Source organism: Micromonospora sp. NPDC005252, from assembly GCF_042872475.1.
Classification (GTDB): domain Bacteria; phylum Actinomycetota; class Actinomycetes; order Mycobacteriales; family Micromonosporaceae; genus Micromonospora.
In genome coordinates this window covers 612,233-635,261 of sequence record NZ_JBIAKN010000003.1, presented here as the reverse complement: position 1 = coordinate 635,261, position 23,029 = coordinate 612,233, and the positions used below count along the sequence as shown (strand labels likewise).

Sequence of the window (23,029 nt, the reverse complement as noted above, 5' to 3'; positions counted from 1 at the left end):
CAGACGACGCCGCTCACACGCTCTGCGGACCGCCGCTCGCGTTCGCCGTCACCCGCACCGCGGACGGCGTCTTCGACCACGCACCGGGCGTGATGGTCGTGCGGGGTCGCGCGGCACCGGAGGGGACCGTTCGCGCAGCCTCGGCCAGTTTCGCGAGCCCGGGGCTACGCAGAGCAGCACGAAGTTGGATACGCCAGTCGTCCATCAGCTCTAGGCCAGCTTCCGCCCACCGTCGGCGCGTGAGCACGCTGAACGCCGGCCTGCGCGCCAGTCGCGGGAAGCGGTCGGTGGTGGTCGGTCGGACGCGGTCCGGGTCCAGACCGCATTCCTCGTAAACGGCACGGGCCAGGCCGTACCAGGTGGTGCGCCCTCCGGCGACGCCGTGGTAGATCCCGGCGGTGAGTCGGCCGGCGTGGGCGGCGTCGCCGAGGTTGGCGATCCCCTCGGCGAGCATCGCCGACCACGTCGGCTGCCCGTGCTGATCGGCCACCACCTGCACGTCGGGCCGGTTCGCCGCGAGCAGGAGCATGGTCGCCACGAAGTTGGGGCCGTGGTCGCCGTAGAGCCAGGCGGTACGCACCACGTAACCGCTGTGCGGCAGGATCGCGCGCACCGCCCGCTCGCCGACGAGTTTGCTGCGCCCGTACGCGTTGACGGGGGCCGGCCGAGCCGCCTCGTCCAGCGGCGCCCTCCCGTCCCCGGCCAACACGTAGTCGCTGGATACATGAATCAGGTGCACGCCGTGGTCGGCGCAGGCGCCAGCCAGGTGTCGCACGCCGTGACCGTTGACCTCTGTGGCGAGTTCCTCGGCCGTCTCTGCACCGTCCACGTCGGTCCATGCTGCGGCGTTGACCAGGATGTCGTGCCCCGGAACGGCCCGGGCGACGGCCGCCGCGTCGGTAATGTCGACTTCGTCGTGAGCGGCGGCGGTGACCACCGTGCCGGGTCGGGCGCGTAACACCTCGACGATGTCGCGCCCCAGCATGCCGCCGGCGCCGGTGACGAGCCAGCGGATCATCGGGACGCCGTGTCGTCCGTGGCCTGGCGGTCGAGTACGGCCACCGGACTGGGTCGGGCCGCCCTCTGCCGGGCCACCGTGCCGGCGGCCTCGGCGAAGGCGGGTTCGCGGAGCAGGCGCTGCCCGGCCTGGTGGAACGTGGCGGTGTCGCGCGTGGCCAGCGCGAGGGGCAGCTCCGCTTTGCGGCCGACGACCTGCGCGGCGACCAGCGGGGGGTCGGCAGCCTCCGACCGGAGACGCTCGGATACGCCGCGGTGCAACGCCGCTGCTGTCGGACCGGATCCGCCGTCCGCCAGCGGCCGTCCTCCACCGCCGAACAGGAGGGCCGCCCCGAGGTCACCGGCCGGGACGGCGTCCAGGCTGGACGGGCCACTGTCGGCCGCGGTACCGGCGACGACGGCGGTGAGCGCGGACACCACGGCACGCCCGGCCGCTCGGGTCGCCCGGGCGAGGGGCGCGGCCGGCCGCGTCAGCCCGCGTCCGTCAGCGGCGGGGAAGAAGATTTTCACGAATGGCGGATCACACATCTCTCAACCTCCTTCATGAGCCCTGCGGCGGCGGGGTGCGGTACTCCGAGCGGCGATCCGGTCGCTGAATTCGCCTCGACCCGCTCCGCCATCACCGACTGGCCCCGCACTGTCCGCGGCCGCGCACGCTGCGGATCGGTAGATCGACCTCCGGCTGGGCGCCCGAAAAGAAGCCCGGACGCGGCGGAAAGGAGGCAGGTGTCGTTCGTCGGCGCGCGCGTGGAAGGCATGGTCGTGCCCATGGTGGAGGCGACCGGCGCGGAGTCAGCCAGATCATGACGGAGACTGCGTAGCTGAACCTCGTCCATAGTGCTGACGAGGCTAACCTCTCAGGTGCCCCAAATTGGGGCAAACCAGACCAAAGCACTATCAGTACCGCGTCGGCAACTTGCGAGTCGAGCCTGGCTCAGGTCGCGTTCCACGTGCCTGGTGCACTTTCCGACAGCTGGCGCGGAGGCCCAGCCTGGTGGGTGCCACACCTAAGGGACGCCGACCTCAGGGCGTACGCAGGGCGTCAGGACTACTCAAATGCCGCATAAGCGCCTTGTAGGGCAATTCAGTCGCTTAGTCTGCAACTCGCCGGCAACTGTTCGTCACGAGTAGGTAGCTCCGAGTCTATCTGGGGCGGCTCTGGAGGGGTCATGAGCAACGACCGACGGCTACGGCGGGGGCTGAAGCACGGCCGCGCCGCCTCAGGATTGAGTTCCGCCCTGCTGTTGGTCGGGATGACGGGTGGACCCGCAGCCGCGGCCCCACCTCAGGAAGCGGAATCATCTCCCCAGGGCATGCATATCGGTACGCCGGGTCCGGCCGGCCAGTACGGCGGGCTTCCGTTGTACTGGCCGACTGCCTTCCGAGACGACGGTGGATCTGACGATTCGTGGAAGCCCTCCCCCGGCACACCACCGGACTGCGGTCCGCAAGGCTGGCAGGGCCCGTGGGGTGGGCACGACAAGGGGGGCAAGCAGCCGGACCGGGGCCACCCCCACGGCGGAAAGGGCACTCAGGGCGCGCAGGGCGCGCAGGGCGCGCAGGGTGAAACGGGTGCTGAAGGCGCACAAGGCGATACGGGTGCTCAAGGTTTCCAGGGCGCGCAGGGCGACACCGGCGCACAAGGCAGCCAAGGCACACAGGGCGACACCGGCGCACAGGGAGCCCAGGGGGACACCGGTGCGCAGGGCAGCAGCGGCGCGCAGGGGACTCAAGGTTTCCAGGGCGCCCAGGGCAGCACCGGCGCACAAGGCGCCCAGGGAACGCAGGGCAGCCAGGGCAACACCGGAGCGCAAGGCAGCCAAGGAGCACAAGGCGAGAACGGCGCCCAAGGCACCCAGGGCAACACCGGAGCGCAGGGGGCTCAAGGCTTCCAGGGCGCCCAAGGCAACACGGGTGCTCAAGGCAGCCAGGGCGATACCGGCGCTCAAGGTGCACAGGGGGCTCAGGGTTTCCAAGGCGATACCGGCGCACAGGGGGCGCAAGGCGGGCAGGGCGAGACCGGCGCGCAGGGCAGCCAGGGTGCGCAAGGCGACACCGGCGCACAAGGTGCACAAGGCAACAGCGGCGCCCAGGGGGCTCAAGGCTTCCAGGGTGCGCAAGGCGATACCGGGGTGCAAGGCGCGCAGGGAACGCAGGGCAGCCAGGGCAACACCGGCGCACAAGGCAATAGCGGCGCCCAGGGGGCTCAAGGCTTCCAGGGCGCCCAAGGCGAGATCGGGCCGCAAGGCGCCCAGGGCAACACGGGTACTCAAGGCGCGCAGGGAGCTCAAGGTCTCCAAGGCGATACCGGCGCACAGGGGGCGCAAGGCGGGCAGGGCGAGACCGGCGCGCAGGGCAGCCAAGGTGTCCAAGGCGACAGCGGCGCACAAGGCGCGCAAGGCAACAGCGGCGCCCAGGGGGCCCAAGGCTTCCAGGGCGACACGGGTACTCAAGGCGCCCAGGGCGACACGGGTGCTCAAGGCGCCCAGGGCGACACGGGTACTCAAGGCCCGCAGGGGGCTCAAGGGCTCCAGGGCGATACCGGCGCACAGGGGGCCCAAGGCTTTCAGGGCACCCAAGGCGGCACCGGCGCGCAAGGGGCGCAAGGCTCCCAGGGCGAGACCGGCGCACAAGGCAGCCAAGGTTTCCAGGGCGCCCAAGGCAACACCGGCGCTCAAGGCAACAGCGGCGCCCAGGGGGCTCAAGGCTTCCAGGGCGACACGGGTGCTCAAGGCGCACAAGGAAACACGGGTACTCAAGGCGCCCAGGGGGCGCAAGGCGCACAAGGCAACCAGGGCAACACCGGAGCACAGGGGGTTCAAGGCTTCCAGGGCAGCCAGGGCGAGACCGGTGCAGAGGGCGCGCAGGGCACCCAAGGTTTCCAGGGCACCCAAGGCAACACGGGTGCGCAGGGCGTCCAGGGCAGCCAGGGCGACACCGGAGCACAAGGCTTCCAGGGCACGCAGGGACTCACGGGCGCGCAGGGCGATACGGGTGCTCAAGGCGCTCAAGGCGCCCAAGGCGACACCGGTGCACAGGGCACTCAAGGCACTCAAGGCACCCAAGGCGACGCTGGTGCACAAGGCTTCCAAGGCGCCCAAGGTGACACCGGCGCTCAGGGACCGCAGGGCGCGCAGGGAGTGGCGGGCACCGGGATCCAGGCCGCCTATATTCAGGGACCGCTGACGGTGATCGCGGATACCCCCGTTGATTTCGGGTGCCAGGCCGGAGACATTGCTGTCGGAACCGGCTATCAGCTGTCGGGTGCGGGTGTCAATCCAGTGCTGATCCAGCCACTTTCGATCAGCGGTTACCAGTTCACTTTCACTGGCGGAGGCGCGGACATCTGGGTGTCCTGCATTTCACTCGACTGACCCATCGCGTCCGGACCTGCGGCCAACAGCCCGGGCAGCGCGGGTCGCAGTAGCCAAGTCAGTAGGCCGAACAGCAAGCCGGACCGCCCTGTTATCGTTCAAGGAGAATAAATGAGCACGCGTCAGATACTTGGGTCACTCGCCTGTGGTGCGATCCTGCTGACCGGGGCCACAGCATGCAGCGAGAAATCTCCCGGCAAAGCGCAGCCGAGCAGCTCCGGCAAGAGCGATCAGGCGAACAGTGGCGCCAACACCGGGGCCGCCTCGGCGGATCTGCTGAAGCTCGGCGTCGAACAGGGCCAAGCCGGTAACCTCGACGAAGCGAAGGCCACCTTCGAGAAGGTGCTGGACGCCGACGTCAACAACAAGTTTGCCTGGTTCAATCTGGGCTTCATTGCCCAGTCACGCAACCAGAACGACGAGGCAATCAGCAGCTACGACAAGGCATTGGCCGCCGACGCCAGTTACAAGCCGGCCCTTTACAACAAGGCCATCGCGCTGGAGGGTACGGAGCCGACGAAGTCGGTGGACATTTACCGCAAGGTCGTTTCGATCGACAACAAAGCATCGACCGCTTACCTTCGGCTGGGCATGCTGCTGTCCCAATCCGGCGACACTGCCGCGGCGCGGAACGCTTTCAGTGCGGCGATCCGGCTGGACAAGCGGCTCGCGTCATCAGTTCCGGAGAAGTACCGAGCGGTCCCAACCGCTTCTTCGCCGGCCCGAGCAGGGAGGTGACTCGTTCAATGCGTACACCGCGCGTAACAGTCTTCACCGGAAGCAATCGCACTCGGTTCATCGACGAGTGTTTCCAATCACTGCTGGCGCAGACTTTCACCGACTGGGAATGGGTGGTCGTGCTCAACCAGGGGTCCCGCTGGCGGCCCGAGCTGCATGACGATCGGGTCCGGCTCATTGTCCAGGACAACCTGAACGGCGTTGGCGCCATCAAGGGGTACGCCTGCGCCGAGGCTGCCGGGGACATCCTCGTGGAGTTGGACGACGACGATGTGCTCAGCAGCGACTGTCTGCAAGAAATCGTCGCTGCCTTCGACCTCAACCCGGAGGTGGGTTTCGTCTACAGCGATACCGCGCAGATCCAGGAGGACGGTAGCCGCTGCGAAGACCGTTTCGCGAGTTCCTTCGGCTGGCGACACTACGACGAGAAGGTGGACGGCCGCGAGGTGCTGGTTTGCCGGGCGATGCCGCCGACGCCGCACAACGTGAGCTTCATCTGGTACGCGCCGAACCACGTGCGCGCCTTCCGCCGGGACATCTACGAGAAGGTTGGCGGTTACGACGAGTCGCTCGACGTCGCTGACGACGCCGATCTCATGGCTCGGATCTACCAGGTCAGCGAGTTCCACCATATTCAGAAGTGCCTGTACCTGCAGCGCATGCATGCCAAGAACACGCAGCGCATCCCGGAAGTCAACGCCCGCATCCAGCAGCGCACGGTGGCCATATACGACCGGAACATTCAACAGAATGCGCTGACCTGGTCACGGCGACAGGGGCTCATGGCGCTCGACCTCGGTGCGGCTCACAACAAGCCGGAGGGCTATCTGGGGCTGGATTACCACGACGGGCCGGGCGTCGACATGGTCTGTAACATAACGAACGGGGTCGACCTGCCTGACAACAGCGTCGGGGTCATCAGGGCAGTGGATTTCCTGGAACACGTGACGGACAAAGTCGCTCTGTTCAACGAGTTGTACCGACTGCTCGCGCCGAACGGAATGCTGCTGTCGCTGACACCCAGCACCGACGGTCGTGGGGCCTACCAGGATCCGACCCACGTGGCGTTCTACAACGAAAACTCGTTCTGGTACTTTACCGACGCCAAGTATTCTCGGTTCGTACCTGAAATCAAGTGCCGTTTCCAGACGTCACGGCTGGTCACTTACTACCCGAGCGAGTGGCACCAGACGCACAACATTTCGTACGTCTCCGCGAATCTCATCGCGATCAAGGACGACACCGTACGCAACGGCGGTCTGTTGACCATCTGAATCGGGCAGAGCGTAACAAGCGCCCCGTTCCAATCGCGCATGAGCAGCTGCTCCGCCGATGTGGGCAGCGGCCGGTCAGACCGTCGGCGCCACCAAGCAGAGGACATGGCCGTCCGGATCGGTGAGCACCGACTGTCGTTCACCCCAGGGCTGATCAGCTGGCGCGTCAACCACCTGAGCACCTGCCCGCAGCGCCGCAGCGGTCGCCGCGTCGACATCCGAGACGAGGAAGCTCACCGCCACGCCGGCCAAGCCAGGCGTAGGTGGGCGTTCGTGCAGCAGAAGCTCAACCCCGGCATCCGGAACGGCCAAGACCACCATCTCGCCGGCGCTGTACTTTTCTGTCAGCCCCAACGCATCCCGGTAGAGCGCCAGCGCACGCTCCCGATCCGCCACCGACACGATGATTCGCCGCAGTCCTCGTACCGTCACAAGGCCACCTTAACGGCGCAGGCTCGCTGCGGCGTTCCCGGCAAGCTGCACCTGTGGGACGTCACTGTGGGGTGACCGACACCATCCACAGGTGGCCGTCCGGGTCGGCGAAGACGCCCGCGTACCCCCAGGGCTGTGTGGTCGGCTCGGAGACGACCTCGCCGCCGGCGGCGCGCACCCGCTCGACGACCGCGTCCGCCTCGGCCGGGGTGGCGGCGCCGAGGCCGAGAAGGCACTCGCTCTGCCCCCGCGGGGCGACCTCGCGCCCACCGATCACCCAGCCGAAGCCGCCGGTCGGGATGAGCATCAAACGCAGCCCATCGTTGACCACGAACTGCAACGGCTCCGGGATGCCGTCATCGGCCAGCTCACCCACCGCTTCGAGGCCGAGACTGTCGCGGTAGAAGCGGTACGAGGTCGGGCGATCGGCGATCGGCAGACTGATGATCAGTGGCGCAGCTGACATGGACGAAACCTCCACAGGTCGGGCGGACGCGGCCATCGGATCGGACGGTGAGGACCGCGCTTGCAGTATGGACAGGGGGACTGACACTCGTAACGCGTCGGTGACCGGTGGCGCTGGATGCCGTGAGAGTGGCGTGCCGCCCACGGGCGGCACCACCGCCCGCTCCGCGGACCGGCACGTGCTCTGCTGATCGACCCCGTCCTCTAGCGTGGCCGCCATGAGTGTCGACGGTTGGTTGGCAGACACCCGCACGTCCTACGACACGGTCGCGGTCAGTTACGCGCACCTCGTCCGCGACTTCCTGGCGCAGGCACCTTATGAACGGGCGGCTCTGGCGTTGTTCGCCGACCTCGTACGCGCCACAGGTGGTGGTCCGGTCGCGGACGTGGGCTGCGGACCGGGTCGCATCACGGCGCACCTGAACGAGCTGGGCATCGCCGCCTTCGGGATCGACCTCTCCCCCGGAATGATCGCGGTGGCCCGCCACGACCACCCCGACCTGAGATTCGACGTCGGCTCCATGACCGATCTCAATCTGCCCGACGGCTCGGTGGCCGGCCTGGTCGCCTGGTACTCGCTCATCCACATTCCCGACGAGCAGCTCGGCCAGGTCCTCGCGCATCTCCGGCGCGTGGTGCGCCCCGGAGGCCCGCTGCTGGTCGGCTACCACGTGGGCGACGAGACGACGCTCAAGACCGAGGGGTACGGCGGTCACCCGATGAAGATCCACGTGCACCGCCGCCGGCCGGCCCAGGTCGCGGCCTGGCTACGCGACAACGGGTTCGCGGTCGAGGCCGAGATGACGGTCACCTCGCCCGAGAGCAAGCTCGGCGGCATCACCTTCGGACGACGAGAGCCCTGATCACCCGCGGGTCTGCCGCCAGGCGTAGGAGGCCAGGAAGAACGCCGCACCGGCCCAGACCAGGCAGTAGGCGCCCAGCCCGACGGTGCTGATCGACTCGTGCAGTCCGAAGTAGCCGACGAGGAACTGAATCGTCGGCAGCAGGAACTGAAGCATCCCGAGCACCGTCAGCGGCGTCCGGACGGCCGCGAAGCCGAACAGGACGAGCGGCAGCGCGGTGATCAGACCGGTGCTGACGAACAACGCGGACCGGACCGGACTGTCCCCGAAGTGGCTCTGGCCGGTCGTCGAGAGAAAGGCGATGTACGCGGCGGCGGGAACGGCCAGCGCTGCCGTCTCCACCGCCAACGCCCGCCAACTCGGCATAGCCGCCCACTTGCGAAACAACCCGTAGATGCCGAAGGTGGCGGCGAGGCCGATCGCCACCCACGGCGGCCGTCCGGCGTCGATCCCCAGCCACACCACGCCCGCCGTGGCCAGAGCCACGCCGGCCCACTGCGCGATCGCCATCCGCTCCTTCAGCACCACCAGGCCGAGAAGGGCGCTGAAGAGCGGGTTGATGTAGTAGCCGAGGGCAGCCTCGATCACCCGCCCACTGTTGACCGCCCAGATGTAGAGGCCCCAGTTCGCGCCCACGAAACAGCCGGCGCCTGCCAGCAGCGCCAGGACTCGGGGCTGGCGGTGCATCACACGCAACCACCTGAGGTCGCGCTGGATCGCCAGGACGATGACGACGAAGACCAGCGACCAGACGATGCGGTGGGCGAGGATCTCCAGCGCGGGCGCCGGCTCCAGCAGCGGCCAGTAGAGGGTCAGCAGACCCCAGATGACGTACGCCGCGGTTCCGGCCAGAACGCCCGTGCTGGTTCGGCGTTCACCGGCCGGCGCGGTCGTCTCCGGCAGAGGTGCGATGCGGGTCATCCGGCGCTCCGTGCTACGCCCCGCCGAGCGAACCGGGTGCGCTGCCGCAGCCACATGCGCAGGTCATGACTTGGGCCGCGATCCCTGGTGCGGAACGTCCCGAGGCGCTGACCGAGGATGTCCACCTGCCCACGAGTGGGATGCCGGTCGGCGCCGAGCACGCTGAGCAGCGTGCTCTTGCCCGCACCGTTGGGCCCGATCAGTGCCCAGTGCGCCCCGGCGTGGATCGTGACACTGATATCCGCGAGCAGCAGGCGACCCTCCCGCACGACGTCGACGTCCCGGGCCTCGAGCACCTTGTCGCCCGGGTCGGCGTACCCCGTCATTTCTGCGGCTCGGTGAGGAAGACGCCGAGGGCCAGCGCCACCAGGGGGATCAGACAGATGATGGTGAACACGCCCTGCGGACCCCAGGCTTCCGCCGCCACGCCGAGGACGGGCGCGAGGAGGCCGCCGATGCTCACGGCGAGCCCGAGCGTCACGCCCGCCGCAGTGCCGGGCCGCGTCGGCAGATAGTCCTGGCCCAGCTTGACCAGCACGGCGAACGGGATGTTCAGGGCGATGCCAGCGAGCACGGCGAAGACGAGCGGCGGGTACTCCCCGGGCGTGAGCCGCAGGCCGACGAGCGCGGGAACCGCGACGATCGCGCCGAACTGCACGGTGCGGACCATCCCGACGCGGTCGGCGATCCGACCCCCCAGCAGGGTCCCGGACACTCCGCCGACCAGGAAGCACGCCAGCGCCGCGCCGGCGAGACTCTTGCCCGCGCCCAGATGGCGTATCCAGAACAACTCGATGAAGGGATCGCGCCGAAGAAGGCGACCGACCTGACGGTCTCGATGCACGTCAGCACCAGGAAGGGGACCCAGCGGTCCCGGCCGCTGTGCGAGATGGTGCGCGCGGCCGGGCGCCGCAGCCGATTCCGGTACAGCAGGAACCCCATGAGCACGGCCGGCGGGATGAAGAGCGCTGTCGCTCCGACGCCCACCGCGATCAGTGCGGGAGTGGCCAGTACCGGTGCCAGAAAGAACCCGACACTGCCCCCGGCGGCGAAAATACTCATCGCTGTCGCGCTGTCGCCCGCTGCCATCCGTGCCGACTTTCCGGCGGCCGGATGGAACATCGCCACGCCGAGTCCCGACACGCACAGCAGAAGCCAGACCGCCACGTAACTGTGCACGAGACCGGACAGGCCGAGCCCGACTCCGGCGAGCGTTACTCCCGCCCCGGCCAGCCAGTCCAGCCGTAACGGTCGACGGCGACACCGATGAATGGCTGCGGAACGGAGCTGCCCAGTGTCGCGGCGAGCGTGAGGACTGAGACGAGCGCTACGCAGCACCGGTGGCGAAACTCCGTGGACCAGCACCGGCAATGATCGGAAACTGCCGGGATGGAACCGACACAGACGGCGCTCATCGTGCCGATACCCGAGGCCGAGGAAGCGGTAGGCCGGTTTCGGGAAACTCTCGACCCCGCTGCCTCATGGGGCGTGCCGGCACACGTGACCGTCCTCTACCCGTTTCTGCCTCCGCAGCAGATCAACGACCAGGTCCAGACCGTGCTACGCAAGGCCATTGCCGGCATACCGCGGTTCGACGTCGCGCTGACCCACATCGGCTGGTTCGGTGACACGGTCGTATGGCTTGCACCGCAGCCGGACCGTCCGTTCCGGAACCTCACCGCAGCGGTGTGGCAGCGGTTTCCCGAGACCACTCCATATGCCGGGGTGCACACCGAGGTGGTGCCGCACCTGACCATCGGTCACGACGCCCCCAAGCCCACCCTGAGCCACGCCGCGGAAACGGTCTCCGCGCAGCTGCCGATCAACGCGGCCGTCGACATGGTTAGGCTCATCGCCGGAACGCCGGGCCTGAGCCCTTGGCGCACCGTCTGCGAGTTCCCACTGGGGGCGGATCTTTGAGTACGTGTCGGCCTTCCTCCGCGTACCGAATCAGCACCCTCTATCAATGACGCTACCTCCGGCGTCCCGGGTGGGTCGGCACCCGGCTCCCCGAGCAACGCCGGTGGTTGTGGACTGCGATCCGCACCGCACACCCGCACTCGCCGTGGGGCCAACGACCCCCTGAGCGGCTATTCGTCGACGCGGAACTGAGAGCCGCTGTCCCGCTACCAGCAGGGAGCCGTCCGACACCTGCGCACACGGCTGGAGGGGCTGCTCGGCCGTGTGAAGGCAAGCGAAAGGCCCAGGTCATGATCGGCAATGAAGCCGGTGACCTGGGCCTTTCGGTGGAGCCGCCTGACGGAATCGAACCGTCGACCTACGCATTACGAGTGCGTCGCTCTAGCCGACTGAGCTAAGGCGGCAACGATCAGCAAGTGTACGGCACCCCCCGGCCCCGGACCGAACGGGATACCCCCGCGCCTCCGTCAACACCAACCGGACAACCATTGCCATCTGGCTAATTACCGGACAGCGCCTCGCCGGGACCGGTACTACGCTGCGGCGGGTGAGTGACGAACGCGACGATCACCAGACCCCGGCAGGCGAGCAACCCGACGGGGAGCGGGCCCCTCGCCGGCCGCGCTCCACCGATCCACTGGAGTTGGGTTTCACCCCCCGCAAGCCGGTGCCATGGCTGGCCCCGTTCCTGTTGATCAGCACCGGTATCCGCACGCTGCTGGCGATCCTCTTCGGCGCCTACCTGGACAAGCGCGAGTTGCAGAACGCCTTCGGCGACGGCATCTTCCGCCAGGCGGGGCCGGACGGCGGGCTGTGGCTCGACTACGTGGCCGACCTCGGTGACGGCTTCCACGCCACCTACTCCGTCGCGTACCTGCTGGCGCAGCCGGAGCTGACCGTGGACGGGCATCGGCTGCCCCGTGCGCAGACCCTGGTGATGGGCGGGGACCAGGTGTACCCGTCGGCGGCCTACGCGGAGTACGAGAACCGGTGCAAGGGGCCGTACCAGGCCGCGCTGCCGGCGGCCCCGCCCGACCGTCCCACGCTGTTCGCGGTGCCGGGCAACCACGACTGGTACGACGGCCTGACCGCCTTCCTGCGGCTGTTCGTTCGCTCCCGGGACCGCAACTTCGCCGGCTGGCGCACCGGGCAGTCGCGGTCGTACTTCGCCGTGGAGTTGCCGGCCGGCTGGTGGCTGCTGGGCGTCGACGACCAGTCCGGCTCATACCTGGACGACCCACAGTTGGCCTACTTCGACGAGGTGGCCCGGAGGCTCACCCCGGAGTCGAAGGTGATCATCGCGGCACCGTCGCCGACCTGGGTCAAGGCCGCCGACGACCCCATGGCGTACGACTCGATCGACTACTTCGTCCGGACCATCATCGACCCGACCGGGGCGCAGGTGCGGCTGCTGCTCTCCGGCGACCTGCACCACTACGCCCGCTACGCCGGCCCGGACCGGCAGTTGATCACCTGTGGCGGCGGCGGTGCGTACCTGTACCCGACGCACAAGCTGCCGGAGCGCATCGAGGTGCCGCCCCGGGACACGCTGGCTCGACGGGCCAGCCGCACACAGCCGTACGACCTGGTGGCCCGCTATCCGGACGCGGCCCGCTCCCGGCGCTACGGCTGGGGCATCTTCGCCCGACTGCCGTTCCGCAACCCCGGCTTCACCACGCTGCTCGGCACCCTGCACACCCTGCTGATGCTGGCCATGGCGGGCGCGGCGGCGAACTGGGCCGACAGCACCAACCAGCGACTGTTCAGCGTCCCGCTGGTGCTGATGGTGCTCGTGACGGTGGTGGCGGCGGCCCTGTTCGCCAAGCCGCCCAGCGCCAGCGGCAAGCGGCATGTCCGGCACTGGATTCTCGGCGTCAGCCACGGCGTGGCCCAGGTGGCGCTGGCCGCCGGCGGCACCTGGGTCTGGTTGGCGCTGCCGTTCTACGACTGGCCGTGGCCGCTGCCGGCGGTCGCCGCGGCGGTGCTGTACGGCCCGGTCATCGGCCTGGTCGCCAGTCAGCTGGTGGCGGCGTACCTGCTGGTCGCCAGTGCGTTCGGGGTGAACGTCAACGAACTGTTCGCCGGGCAGGGCATCGAGGATTCCAAGTCGTTCCTGCGGTTGCGCATCGACCCGGACGGCACGCTGACCGTCTACCCGCTCGGAGTGGACCGGGTGGCCCGCGACTGGCAGGTGAACCCCGACGACTCCCCCTCCGCAAGCTGGCTGACCCCGAAAACGCCGCTAACCCCCCAGTTGACCGAACCCCCCATCGTCCTGCACTGACCCTGACCGGACCCACCAGGTGATCAAGAGGTTCGCGTCATTCGGGGCCCGAATTTTGACGCAAACCTCTTGATCAACAGGGTTAGCCGGGGGCCAGGGGGTGTAGTCCGGTTCCCCTGGGGTGGAGGAGGTCCTGCTCTACGGAGTGGGGCCTTCTTCGTATGACCGGCGCGATCCGCAGACGTCAGACAGCGAGCACCGCTTGGTCTCGCCGCTGGAGAGCTGGCGAACAGTCACCGTCTCGCTCGGGACGTGCCGCGAGACGACCCTGGCCTCGCCTTCCGGGGTGGTAACCCGCTGGCCGCTCGTCGGGTATGTGCCGCTTCTGTCATACAGCGGGTGCTCGTACTTCAGGCAGCACATCAACCGGCCACACGCCCCCGAGATGCGCAGCGGGTTCAGCGGCAGATCCTGGTCCTTGGCCATCCGGATGGTCACCGGCTCGAAGTCGGTGAGGAACGTCGCGCAGCACAGGTCCCGACCACACGAGCCGATGCCGCCCTGGACGCGGGCCGAATCCCGTGCCGAGAGCTGCCGCAACTCGACCCGGCAGTGCAGGGTGGCGCCCAGGTCGCGGACCAGGGAACGGAAGTCCACCCGGTGCGGTGCGGTGAAGTAGACGGTGCTGCGCTCGCCGCCGCCGTCACCCGAGCCGAGCACGTGGTCGACGGCCACCACCTTCATCGGGAGGCCGTGCGCACGGATCAGCCGCTTCGCCGCCACCTTCGCCTCGGCCTTACGACGGCGCAGCGCCTCGTCCCGGAGCAGGTCGTCGTCGCCGGCCAGCCCGACCAGCCGGGGGAAGCCGTCGGTCTCCTCGGTCACCCACTGTGCGGCCCAGACGCACTCGGCCACCTCGGGCCCGTCGTCGGTCGGCACCAGCACCCGGTCGCCCACCTGCGGGCGCAACTCGCCCGGGTCGAGGTAGTAGAGGCGCCCGTACCGGTTGAAGCTGACCGCGCAGAGCATGCCCATCCCCCCACCTTACGACGCATCACCGCAAAGGGCGCACCGGCCGATCCCTGCACCGGCATCCATGACCGTCGACTTGACCTATTGCCGGGCCACCCGTCGTGCCGTTGACCCTCGCCCGGACGGTTGATTCCGGCCGCGGGTGGGGGACAAACGTCTCCGGGCGGCGTTGAGTGGAGGCAGACCTGCGGGGGGTGCAGGGGGAAGACCACGGCGTCGCCGTGGGCGCCGACTCTGCTCGGGCGCCCGCGAGCGACGCCGTGGCCTGTCGGGGGACGCGGCTATCGGCTACCAGCCGACCCGGGTGGGCTGGTCGTAGCGGGGACGGGCGTCCATCGACGACCGCCAGGTGGACTCGGCCAGGCTCGGCGCCCACTGGCGCAGCAGTGTCTCGGCGCCGTCGTACGCGACGCACAGCACCGCCAGCACCCGCGCGGCGATCTCGGCCGCGTCGGCGACACCCGGCCCGACCGGCGTCAGGCGGGCCGGCGGGCCGGTGGCGGTGGCGGCGACCACGGCCACCGCCTCGGCCGAGCGCAGCACGTCGGCCATCGTTCGGGCCAGGGCGAGGCGGCTGCCCTCCACCCAGTCGGCGAGCGCGTCCGCGTACCCGGCGGTGGATTCCAGTCGCCCGATGAGGCTCTCCGGGCCCTCGTCGAGATGGCGCAGCAGCGCGGCGCGCTCCTGCCCGTACGCCGAGGCGGCCGGACCGGACCAGAGCACCGGGTCGGTGAGGGCCGCGCCGACGTCGTCGTACCCCCGGACCAGCCGGCGCACCGCGTGCCCGGCGCTGGCCAGCGGCGCCGGGTGCAGGTCGAGGAAGCCCCGGAGGGCGTCACCCGGCAGCACCTGCATCCGGCGCAGCAGAGGCCAGACCCGGTGGCCCTCGGGAACGCCGGCCGCGAGCAACGCGTCCACCCGGTGGAGCAGGTCGAGGCCGGGTTCGGCGAGCCGGTCCAGTGGGTCCATCACGGCTCCCCGATGATCCGGCGGCGGGCGGCGCGGTCGACCTCGGCGTACCGGTCGGCGGCCTCGCGGACCGCCGAGGCAGCGGCGGCGAGCCGAGCGGCGGCGGCCCGTGCCTCGCGGGCCCGGTCGTCGGTGGCGGCGGTCCACTGTCGGTGCAGCGCGCGACCGATCTCGCCGGGGCGGCCCGGGGCGTCCGTGCCGAACGCGGCCTGGGCCGGGTCGCTGGCGGTGACCGTGTGGGACAGGGTGGTCAGCGTGGCGCTCGCCTCGTCGAGCCGGGCGGAGAGCGCGCGCAGTGTGTCCATGTCAGGCCCCCGCGAGCGGTCGGTAGGCGGCGAACGTCTCGTTGTGCAGCTTCTCCCGGGCCCACTCGGCGGCGTCGGCGGCCGCGGTGACGGCGGCCTGCACCGAGCCCGCCACGTCTCGTGGGCTGCGGGTGTGCAGCGGCCCGAGGAACCGGACGTCGGTGATCCGCCCACCGGCGGTGACCACCACCTCGACCAACCCGTCCGGCGACCGGACGGTGACCTCGACGGTCGACACGGCCTGGTCGAACTCGGCCTGCAGCGATTCGATGCGGCGGTAGCGCCGCACCGCCTCCTCGATCCAGGCCTCGTCGATCTCCCCCCGCGGCATCGGCGACTCCTCCCGGATGGCCCCTCACTGAGCGTGCCGTCACCGTCACCACGGCACACCGGACCGTACCGCACAGCAATCGCGCGTGTCGATGGCTGTGGACAACCGGCTGGAGCTGCGGGTCAGCCCTTCCAGAGGGCGAGCATCATCGCCTCGACCGCGATCCGTGGCTTGACGTTCGCCTCGATCGCCGCCCGGCAGGCGAGGACGGCCTCCAGCCGGCGCAGCGACCCCTCGGCGTCCCACTTCTGGGCCCCCGCGCCGGCCAGCGCGGCGGTGTCGGTGTGCACGGGATCGACCGGGGCCCGCAGCGCCATGGTGAGCGCGTCCCGGTAGAAGCCGGCCAGGTCGACGAGCGCGCGGTCCAACGCGTCCCGCTGGGCCCGGGTGGCCCGCGACTTCTGCCGCTTCTCCAACTCCTTGAGCTGCCCGGCGGCACCGCGCATCGCGCCGGCCGCGCCCCGGCCGGTGCCGCCCGCGCCGAGCGCGGTCTCCAGCGCGGCCCGTTCGGTCGCGTCCGCCTCGGACACCGACGCCTCAGCCTCCGCCTCGGCCGCCTCGATCAGCGCGGACGCCGCGTCGAACGCCGCGCCGACGCCGGTCAGCCGGCGCGGCACGGCGAGGACCGCCTCACGCCGCTTGCGGGCCTCCGGATCGCGGGCCAGCCGGCGAGCCCGACCCACGTGCCCCTGCGCGGCCGCCGCCGCCCACTGCGCCACGTCGGGCGCGATGCCGTCCCGACGGACCAGCACCTCGGCCACCGCCGCGGCCGGCGGCTGCCGCAGGGGTACGACACGACAGCGCGACCGGATGGTCACCGAGATGTCGTCCGGGTGGGTGGACGGGGCGCAGAGCAGGAAGACCGTACGCGGTGGCGGCTCCTCGATGGCCTTGAGCAGCGCGTTGCCGGCCGCCTCGGTGAGCCGGTCGGCATCCTCGATGACCACCACCTGCCAGCGCCCGCCGGACGGGGTGCTTGCCGCGCGCAGCACCAGCGCGCGCATCTCGCCGACGCCGATCGAGAGCCCCTCCGGCACCACCATCCGGACGTCGGCGTTGGTGCCGCCCATCGTGGTGTGGCAGCCGGGGCACTCGCCGCAGCCGGTGCCGTACGTGCACTGGAGGGCGGCGGCGAAGGCCCGGGCGGCGACCGAGCGACCGGAACCGGGCGGCCCGGTGAAGATCCAGGCGTGCGTCATCCCGGTGGACGGGTCCAGCGCGCCGGGCTCGGTGCCACCGGCCTCGCTGGCCGGGCCGGCGGCGATCAGCGCGGGCGTCCGGTCGGCCGCGCCAGCGCGCAGCACGGCCGCCGCCGCGCCGGCGGCCCGGCGCAGTTCGGCGACCGCCTCGTCCTGGCCGACCAGATCGGCGAAGACGTCCGGCATCAGGTCTTGTGCTCCATCGTCACCAGCTCCGCGTCGGATAACTCCGGCTGCACCGAGGTGTCCGGGCCCTGCGCGGGGCGGGGGTGCACGATGCCGCCCGGCTTGCCCAGCATCTCCTGTACGCGCCGGACCACCAGCTGAGTGATCTCGTCGACCGGCCGGGACGCGTCGAGCACCAGGTAGCGCTTCGGGTCGGCGGCGGCGAGGTCCAGGAACGCGTAGCGGACGCGCTCGTGGAAGGCGATCGACTCCGCCTCGAGCCGGTCGGCGCCCGCGTTGCGCGAGGCCACCCGGGACAGGCCGGTCCGCGGCTCGACGTCGAGCAGCACCACCAGGTCCGGCTTGAGCCCACCGGTGGCCCAGGAGGAGAGCCAGGAGACCTCGTCGACCGGCAGCGTCCGCCCGGCGCCCTGGTACGCGAGCGACGAGTCGACGTACCGGTCGCTGATCACCACACCGCCACGGACCAGCGCGGGCCGAACGACGGCGGCCACGTGGTGCGCCCGGTCGGCGGCGTAGAGCAGCGCCTCGGCGCGCGGGGAGGGCGCCTCGTCGCCGGAGGTGTCCAGCACCAGCGACCGGATCCGCTGGCCGACGGCCGTGGCCCCCGGTTCGCGGGTGACCAGGACGTCGTGCCCCTGGCCGCGCAGCCGCTCGGCGAGCGCGGTGAGCTGGGTGGACTTGCCGGCGCCCTCGCCGCCCTCGAACACCACGAAGAGCCCGGCGGAGACGAACGGCTCGGAGGGCATCAGCGGGCGACCACGGATCGAGCCCCACAGGTCGGCGAGGACGGGGACGCCCTTCTTGTCGTCCATCTGGCCGAAGGCGCTGATCCCGGCGAAGATGCCGGCGGCACCGGCGGCGAGCAGCAGCAGGCGGGTGGAGGAGACGGAGATGCCGAGGTCGGCGATTGTCAGTTTGCGGGAGCCGCCGACGCCGACCAACACGCTGCTCAGCCCGATGGCCAGGATCAGCACCAGCCGGGTGCCGATCTGCACGACCGCGAAGACCCGGCCGCGCACCTCGTCGGCCACCTCGCCGCCCAGCAGCGTGGTGCCGGCCAGGAAGGCCATCCCGGCGCCGGCGCCGACCAGGACCGCTCCGACGATCGCCATGGACAGGTGGATGGCGAAGGCGAGGGTCATCACGGCGGCGCTGGCCAGCACGATGCTCATACCGAACCACCGACGCCGGGACATGTCCTTCACGATCATCGGGCCGAGCCCGATGCCGAGGGCCAGACCGACGAAGATGGCGCCGAAGAGCAGCGAGAACGCGGCGTCGCCAGCGCCCAGCGAGCTGGCGAAGAACTTGGCCGTGCCGACCACGATGCCGCCACCGGCGAACGCCCCGAAGATGCCCAGCACCAGACCACGCACGAGCGGGGTCTGGCCGATGTACTTCCAGCCCTCGGAGAACTGCCGGAACATGCTCTGCTCGGAACGCCCGGCCTCACCGCGTTGTGCCTCGCTGATCTCCTTGATCCCGAAGGCCACCACCAGTGCGGTGGCGAGCCGGGTGAAGGAGTTGAACCAGAGCGCGAGCTGGGCCGGTTCCGCCCAGGAGGGCAGGTCGCCGCCGACGGCACCACGGACGCCGCGATCGAGCACGGCCAGGCCGACGGCGGCGGCGACCGGGGTGAGGCCGTACGTGGTGATCAGGGTGAGCTGGTTGGCCGCCTCCAGCCGGGCCCGCGGGATGAGGTTGGGGACCGCGGCCTCCTTGGCCGGGATCCAGAGCAGGGTGATCGACTCGATCAGGAAGGTGGCGATCAGCGCCCAGCCGACCACCAGGCCGCCCGGGGCGCCGCTGAGGGCGTAGAGCGGAATGGACGCGAAGAGGACGAAGCGCAGCAGGTCGCAGATGACCATCGTCCAGCGCCTGTCGAACCGGTCGGCGAAGACGCCGGCCACCGGGCCGAGCACCAGCGCGGGCAGCAGCCGGATCGCGGTCACACCGCCGAACGCGGCGCCCTGGGCGGTGCTGCCCTGCACCTGGGAGGCGGCGAAGAGAGCGGTGGCCAGCAGACCGAGCCAGTCGCCGAAGGAGGCCGCGCCGAGCACGATCCAGAGCCGCCGGAACGGCCTGATCCGCAGAACCGAGCGGATCGCGGCGTAGCCGGACGGATCGACCTGACCGGAGCTGGACTGGTTGGCGGCGTTGCCCGACTGGTCACCCGCGCGCGACACGCCGGGCGACTCGCCGCTGTTCTGGCTTTCGATGGCCGTACCTCCACGTGCCGGCCCATCGCTGGGCACCCCCGGTGGAACACTCTAGACCCGGTGGGGGCCGCCCCACCGGCGACATTCTCCTGCTCGCTGAGCCTAGGCCGCCGGGGGCGCCGGCCGCAGCCCGGGACGTACGCGAGGGTATTTCGCATTCACCGTCGGACAGTTAGCGTGCACACGTGGCCATCGAAAGCGACAAACTGCGCGACCGCCTGGACCGGGCGACCGCCCATCTCGACCCCCCGTACGCCGTGGTGGATCTCACCGCCTTCGACGCCAACTCGGCGGCCCTGGCCGACCGCGCCGCCGGCAAGCCGCTCCGGCTGGCCAGCAAGTCGGTGCGCAGCCGGGAGCTGATCGGCCGGGCGCTCGCCCGCCCCGGCTGGCAGGGCGTGATGGCGTTCACCCTGCCCGAGGCGATCTGGCTGGTCCGCGCCGGCATGAGCGACGACGTGCTGGTCGCGTACCCGAGCGCCGACCGGGCGGCCCTCGCCGAGCTGGCCGCCGACCCGACGCTCGCCGCCGCGATCACGCTGATGATCGACGGCACCGGGCAACTGGACTTCATCGACACCGTCCGAGCCCCGGGGCAGCGCGCCGAGCTGCGCCTCTGCCTGGACCTGGACGCCTCCTGGCGACCACTGCGCGGGGTGCACGTCGGCGTCCGCCGCTCACCGGTGCACAGCGCCCGGGCGGCCGGCGCGCTCGCCGCCACCGTCGCCGGCCGCGCCGGCTTCCGGCTGGTCGGGCTCATGTCGTACGAGGCGCAGATCGCCGGCCTGGGCGACGCGCCGCCGGGGCGGACGCTGCTGGCCGGCGCGATCCGGCTGGCCCAGCGCGGGTCGTACCGCGAGTTGCTGGCCCGCCGGGGTGCGGCGGTGGCGGCGGTACGCGAACACGCCGACCTGGAGTTCGTCAACGGCGGCGGCACCGGCAGCGTGGCCGCGACCAGCGCCGATCCCGCGGTCACCGAGGTCACCGCGGGATCGGGCCTGTACGGGCCGACGCTGTTCGACGGGTACCGCGCGTGGCGGCCCACCCCGGCGGCGTTCTTCGCCTGCGCGGTGGTCCGCCGGCCGACGCCGGAGCTGGCGACGGTGCTCGGCGGCGGCTGGATCGCCTCCGGCCAGGCCGCCGACAGCCGGCTGCCCCGGCCGTGGCTGCCGGCCGGCCTGAAGCTCGTCGCCACGGAGGGCGCCGGCGAGGTGCAGACCCCGCTCTCCGGCGCGGCGGCGGCCACCCTGCGGGTCGGCGACCGGGTGTGGTTCCGGCACGCCAAGGCCGGTGAGCTGTGCGAACGGGTCAACGAGCTGCACCTGGTCGAGGGGGACGCGATCGTGGCGACCGTGCCCACCTACCGGGGCGAGGGCCACGCGTTCCTCTGACGGGCCGCCCCGCGCGCCGACTCAGGCGTGCTGGACGGCCTCGGTCTGCTGCTCGTCGGCGGGGTGGCCGCTGTCGCGACCGTCGACCTGGCGATGCAGGTACTCCCGGATCAGCGCCTTCGCCTCGAGCAGCACCCGCTCGTCGCCGTCGGACTTTCGCCGAAACGCGAGCTTGATCAGCGCGTCGGCGGCCTCCACCGCGATCTCCAGGACGAAGCGCAGCTTCGGCACGTCGGTGAGCCCGAAGCGCTCGGTGAGCACCCGCGCCAACTGGTCGGCGATCACGCCGTTGTTGTCCCGCTGCTCATCGAGCAGGTGCAGGTCGACCACGTCGCCGAAGTGCAGAGTACGAAAGCCCGGGACGGTGCGGTGCATCGTGATGTACTCGTCGATGCCCGCGTCGACGCCGTCCCACCAGTGGGTCATCTCGTCGGAGGCGAAGCGCTCGTCGAGCCGCTGCAGGTAGGACTCCATCGTGCGCAGGGTCAACGCCTGCACGATCGCCCGCTTGTCCGGGAAGAACTGATAGACCGACCCGATCGCCACTTCGGCCCGCTCGGCGAGCAGGGTCGTGGTCAGACCCTCGTACCCCACCTCGTCGACGAGTTCGGCGCAGGCATCCAACATGCGCTGTACCCGCGCGACACTTCGACCCTGCACCGGTACGCGGCGCAGCGGCCCGGTCGTGGCGGCTGGTGTGGACACTCGGCGCCACCCCCCTTCGACGGATGAACATATCTCCACGTCACGAGTCCGTGACTACCGGTACAACGAGCGGATCGCAATTGCGGTATTTACCAGGTACAACGTTCCTGATATGAAGTCAGTTCATATTCATGAATGAGGAGCGCGCATGGTCGACACGGCACCGCTCACCGCCCCCTGGTCCAACTGGGCCGGCAACCAGCGCGGCTCCGCCACCGCCATCCTCCGCCCCGGCTCGGTGGCCGACGTCACCGAGGCCGTCCGTGCCGCCGCCGCCGAGGGCCGCCGGATCCGGGTGACCGGCAGTGGCCACTCCTTCACCGCCATCGCGCTCGCCGACGACCGGCGGATGGAACTGTCCGAGTTGGACACCACCGTCAGCGTCGACGTCGCGAACCGGCTCGTCACCGTACCGGCCGGAATGACCCTGCACACGCTCAACAGCCTGCTCGCCCGGCACGGCCTCGCCCTGCCCAACCTCGGTGACATCGACGCGCAGACCGTCGCCGGGGCCATCTCCACGGGCACCCACGGCACCGGCGCCGGCTACGGCTGCCTGTCCACCTTCGTCGAGGCGATCACTCTGGTCACCGGCAGCGGAGAGGTGCTGCGCTGCTCCGCCGACGAGCACCCGGACGTCTTCGCCGCCGCCCGGGTGTCGCTCGGCGCGCTCGGGGTGCTGGTCGAGGTGACGCTGCGCTGCGTCGACGCCTTCGTCCTGCACGCCCACGAACGGCCCGCCGCGCTGGCCGATGTGCTCGCCGACCTGCCCACTCTGATCGGCGGCCACGACCACGTCGAGTTCTACTGGTTCCCCTACACGTCCCGGGTCCAGGTCAAGACCAACGACCGGGTACCCGCCAACGACCGGCCGCTGTCCCGCTGGCGCGGCTGGTTGGACGACGACTTCCTGTCCAACACGGTCTTCGCCGGCGCCTGCCGGATCGGCCGAGCCGTGCCGGCGCTGGCACCCGGCATCAGCGCCGTCTCCGCCCGCGCACTCACCGAACGGCAGTACACCGGGCGCTCCGACCGGGTGTTCTGCACCCCACGCCGGGTCCGCTTCGTGGAGATGGAGTACGGCCTGCCCCGCGAGGCGCTACCCGAGGCGCTCGCCGCGCTGCAGCGGATCGTCGACGGGCTGCCGTTCAAGGTGCTCTTCCCGGTCGAGGTGCGGTTCACCGCCGCCGACGACATCTGGCTGTCGCACGGCTACGGTCGGGACTCCGCGTACATCGCTGTGCACCAGTACGTCGGCACGCCGTACGAGCCGTACTTCCGGGCCTTCGAGGAGGTGGCCGCCGGGCTGGGTGGCCGCCCGCACTGGGGCAAGCTGCACTACCGGGACGCCGCCAGCCTGGCCCCCGCCTACCCGAGGTTCGGCGACTTCCTGGCCGTACGCGACCGCCTGGACCCCGACCACCGGTTCGCCAACGCCCACCTCGACCGCGTCCTCGGCGG

At 70.6% G+C, this 23,029-nt stretch carries 22 protein-coding genes, 1 tRNA gene and 1 pseudogene; 9 read left to right on the top strand and 15 right to left on the bottom strand.

The features are described 5' to 3' along the window. Positions 1 to 13 precede the first annotated feature (13 nt). Together rfbD and ACFYPH_RS12590 are read right to left on the bottom strand one after the other, a co-directional pair. Entirely contained in the window at positions 14 to 1,018 is a 1,005-nt protein-coding gene (gene rfbD / locus ACFYPH_RS12595) for a dTDP-4-dehydrorhamnose reductase (protein ID WP_387181351.1), read from the bottom strand. After that, complete coding sequence (locus ACFYPH_RS12590; protein WP_387181348.1) at positions 1,015 to 1,545, bottom strand: nucleotide disphospho-sugar-binding domain-containing protein; 531 nt, start codon at positions 1,543 to 1,545, stop codon at positions 1,015 to 1,017. The genes rfbD and ACFYPH_RS12590 overlap by 4 nt, the downstream gene beginning before the upstream one ends. 641 nt (positions 1,546 to 2,186) lie before the next feature. On the opposite strand from ACFYPH_RS12590, the gene ACFYPH_RS12585 reads away from it, so the two are divergent. The 3 genes from ACFYPH_RS12585 to ACFYPH_RS12575 all read left to right on the top strand — a co-directional run bounded on the left by ACFYPH_RS12585 (position 2,187) and on the right by ACFYPH_RS12575 (position 6,403). Then, entirely contained in the window at positions 2,187 to 4,391 is a 2,205-nt protein-coding gene (locus tag ACFYPH_RS12585; RefSeq protein ID WP_387181346.1) for a spore surface glycoprotein BclB, read from the top strand. A 111-nt stretch (positions 4,392 to 4,502) separates the two neighbouring features. Then, on the top strand, positions 4,503 to 5,129 hold the full coding sequence (locus tag ACFYPH_RS12580) for a tetratricopeptide repeat protein (protein ID WP_387181343.1): 627 nt from the start codon (positions 4,503 to 4,505) through the stop codon (positions 5,127 to 5,129). A gap of 8 nt (positions 5,130 to 5,137) precedes the next feature. Beyond that, positions 5,138 to 6,403, top strand: coding sequence for a glycosyltransferase (locus ACFYPH_RS12575; RefSeq protein ID WP_387181340.1), 1,266 nt, complete (start codon positions 5,138 to 5,140; stop codon positions 6,401 to 6,403). 75 nt (positions 6,404 to 6,478) lie between these two features. Here the strand turns inward: ACFYPH_RS12575 and ACFYPH_RS12570 are convergent, their stop codons facing one another. Together ACFYPH_RS12570 and ACFYPH_RS12565 are read right to left on the bottom strand one after the other, a co-directional pair. Further along, a complete protein-coding gene (locus ACFYPH_RS12570; RefSeq protein WP_387181337.1) occupies positions 6,479 to 6,835 on the bottom strand; it encodes a VOC family protein in 357 nt (118 codons plus the stop codon). Between the two features lie 61 nt (positions 6,836 to 6,896). Continuing rightward, positions 6,897 to 7,301, bottom strand: a complete 405-nt coding sequence (locus tag ACFYPH_RS12565; protein ID WP_387181335.1) for a VOC family protein — start codon at positions 7,299 to 7,301, stop codon at positions 6,897 to 6,899. Positions 7,302 to 7,518: 217 nt separating this feature from the next. Here ACFYPH_RS12565 and ACFYPH_RS12560 point away from each other — a divergent pair, with 217 nt between their 5' ends. Further along, complete coding sequence (locus tag ACFYPH_RS12560; RefSeq protein WP_387181333.1) at positions 7,519 to 8,163, top strand: class I SAM-dependent DNA methyltransferase; 645 nt, start codon at positions 7,519 to 7,521, stop codon at positions 8,161 to 8,163. Here ACFYPH_RS12560 and rarD read toward each other — a convergent pair whose 3' ends face one another. From rarD to ACFYPH_RS12545, 3 genes are read right to left on the bottom strand one after another with little or no spacing between them, the layout of a single operon-like run. Next, positions 8,164 to 9,084: an EamA family transporter RarD gene (rarD, locus tag ACFYPH_RS12555; protein ID WP_387181330.1), complete on the bottom strand. Its 921-nt coding sequence runs from the start codon at positions 9,082 to 9,084 to the stop codon at positions 8,164 to 8,166. Next, on the bottom strand, positions 9,081 to 9,410 hold the full coding sequence (locus ACFYPH_RS12550; RefSeq protein WP_387181327.1) for an ATP-binding cassette domain-containing protein: 330 nt from the start codon (positions 9,408 to 9,410) through the stop codon (positions 9,081 to 9,083). The genes rarD and ACFYPH_RS12550 overlap by 4 nt, the downstream gene beginning before the upstream one ends. Then, positions 9,407 to 9,874 carry an MFS transporter gene (locus ACFYPH_RS12545; RefSeq protein WP_387181324.1) on the bottom strand — a complete coding sequence of 156 codons (468 nt, stop codon included), beginning with the start codon at positions 9,872 to 9,874 and terminating at the stop codon, positions 9,407 to 9,409. Before ACFYPH_RS12545 ends, ACFYPH_RS12550 begins: the two co-directional genes overlap by 4 nt. Between ACFYPH_RS12545 and ACFYPH_RS12540 the strand changes: the two genes are divergently transcribed. Together ACFYPH_RS12540 and ACFYPH_RS12535 are read left to right on the top strand one after the other, a co-directional pair. Beyond that, positions 9,857 to 10,255 (top strand): hypothetical protein, encoded by a 399-nt coding sequence (locus ACFYPH_RS12540; RefSeq protein WP_387181322.1) that lies wholly within the window; start codon positions 9,857 to 9,859, stop codon positions 10,253 to 10,255. The genes ACFYPH_RS12545 and ACFYPH_RS12540 overlap by 18 nt on opposite strands. 218 nt (positions 10,256 to 10,473) lie before the next feature. Then, complete coding sequence (locus ACFYPH_RS12535; RefSeq protein ID WP_387181319.1) at positions 10,474 to 11,004, top strand: 2'-5' RNA ligase family protein; 531 nt, start codon at positions 10,474 to 10,476, stop codon at positions 11,002 to 11,004. Between the two features lie 327 nt (positions 11,005 to 11,331). Here the strand turns inward: ACFYPH_RS12535 and ACFYPH_RS12530 are convergent. Then, positions 11,332 to 11,408, bottom strand: a tRNA-Thr gene (locus ACFYPH_RS12530). Positions 11,409 to 11,551: 143 nt separating this feature from the next. Here ACFYPH_RS12530 and ACFYPH_RS12525 point away from each other — a divergent pair. Then, positions 11,552 to 13,288, top strand: a complete 1,737-nt coding sequence (locus ACFYPH_RS12525; RefSeq protein ID WP_387181316.1) for a metallophosphoesterase family protein — start codon at positions 11,552 to 11,554, stop codon at positions 13,286 to 13,288. Positions 13,289 to 13,426: 138 nt separating this feature from the next. Here ACFYPH_RS12525 and ACFYPH_RS12520 read toward each other — a convergent pair whose 3' ends face one another. The 6 genes from ACFYPH_RS12520 to tmk form a co-directional block, all read right to left on the bottom strand. Then, positions 13,427 to 14,263 (bottom strand): regulatory iron-sulfur-containing complex subunit RicT, encoded by an 837-nt coding sequence (locus ACFYPH_RS12520; protein WP_354854689.1) that lies wholly within the window; start codon positions 14,261 to 14,263, stop codon positions 13,427 to 13,429. A gap of 285 nt (positions 14,264 to 14,548) precedes the next feature. Continuing rightward, positions 14,549 to 15,229, bottom strand: a complete 681-nt coding sequence (locus ACFYPH_RS12515) for a hypothetical protein (RefSeq protein ID WP_387181313.1) — start codon at positions 15,227 to 15,229, stop codon at positions 14,549 to 14,551. Continuing rightward, complete coding sequence (locus ACFYPH_RS12510) at positions 15,229 to 15,534, bottom strand: hypothetical protein (RefSeq protein WP_354854687.1); 306 nt, start codon at positions 15,532 to 15,534, stop codon at positions 15,229 to 15,231. Before ACFYPH_RS12510 ends, ACFYPH_RS12515 begins: the two co-directional genes overlap by 1 nt. A gap of 1 nt (position 15,535) precedes the next feature. Further along, the gene (locus ACFYPH_RS12505) at positions 15,536 to 15,865 is read right to left on the bottom strand and encodes a YbaB/EbfC family nucleoid-associated protein (protein WP_007454690.1); all 330 of its coding nucleotides are present in this window, start codon (positions 15,863 to 15,865) and stop codon (positions 15,536 to 15,538) included. 122 nt (positions 15,866 to 15,987) lie between these two features. Further along, the gene (locus ACFYPH_RS12500) at positions 15,988 to 17,250 is read right to left on the bottom strand and encodes a DNA polymerase III subunit delta' (RefSeq protein WP_387181310.1); all 1,263 of its coding nucleotides are present in this window, start codon (positions 17,248 to 17,250) and stop codon (positions 15,988 to 15,990) included. Beyond that, positions 17,250 to 19,340 (bottom strand): dTMP kinase, encoded by a 2,091-nt coding sequence (tmk, locus tag ACFYPH_RS12495; protein ID WP_354860636.1) that lies wholly within the window; start codon positions 19,338 to 19,340, stop codon positions 17,250 to 17,252. Before tmk ends, ACFYPH_RS12500 begins: the two co-directional genes overlap by 1 nt. A 317-nt stretch (positions 19,341 to 19,657) precedes the next feature. Here tmk and ACFYPH_RS12490 point away from each other — a divergent pair, with 317 nt between their 5' ends. Continuing rightward, complete coding sequence (locus ACFYPH_RS12490) at positions 19,658 to 20,863, top strand: amino acid deaminase/aldolase (RefSeq protein WP_387181306.1); 1,206 nt, start codon at positions 19,658 to 19,660, stop codon at positions 20,861 to 20,863. A 21-nt stretch (positions 20,864 to 20,884) separates the two neighbouring features. Here the strand turns inward: ACFYPH_RS12490 and ACFYPH_RS12485 are convergent, their stop codons facing one another. Then, complete coding sequence (locus tag ACFYPH_RS12485; protein ID WP_354860638.1) at positions 20,885 to 21,490, bottom strand: TetR family transcriptional regulator; 606 nt, start codon at positions 21,488 to 21,490, stop codon at positions 20,885 to 20,887. Positions 21,491 to 21,716: 226 nt separating this feature from the next. Between ACFYPH_RS12485 and ACFYPH_RS12480 the strand changes: the two are divergent. Next, positions 21,717 to 23,027 (top strand): annotated as a pseudogene (locus ACFYPH_RS12480) (D-arabinono-1,4-lactone oxidase); the annotation flags it as partial. Between the last annotated feature and the right edge of the window lie 2 nt (positions 23,028 to 23,029).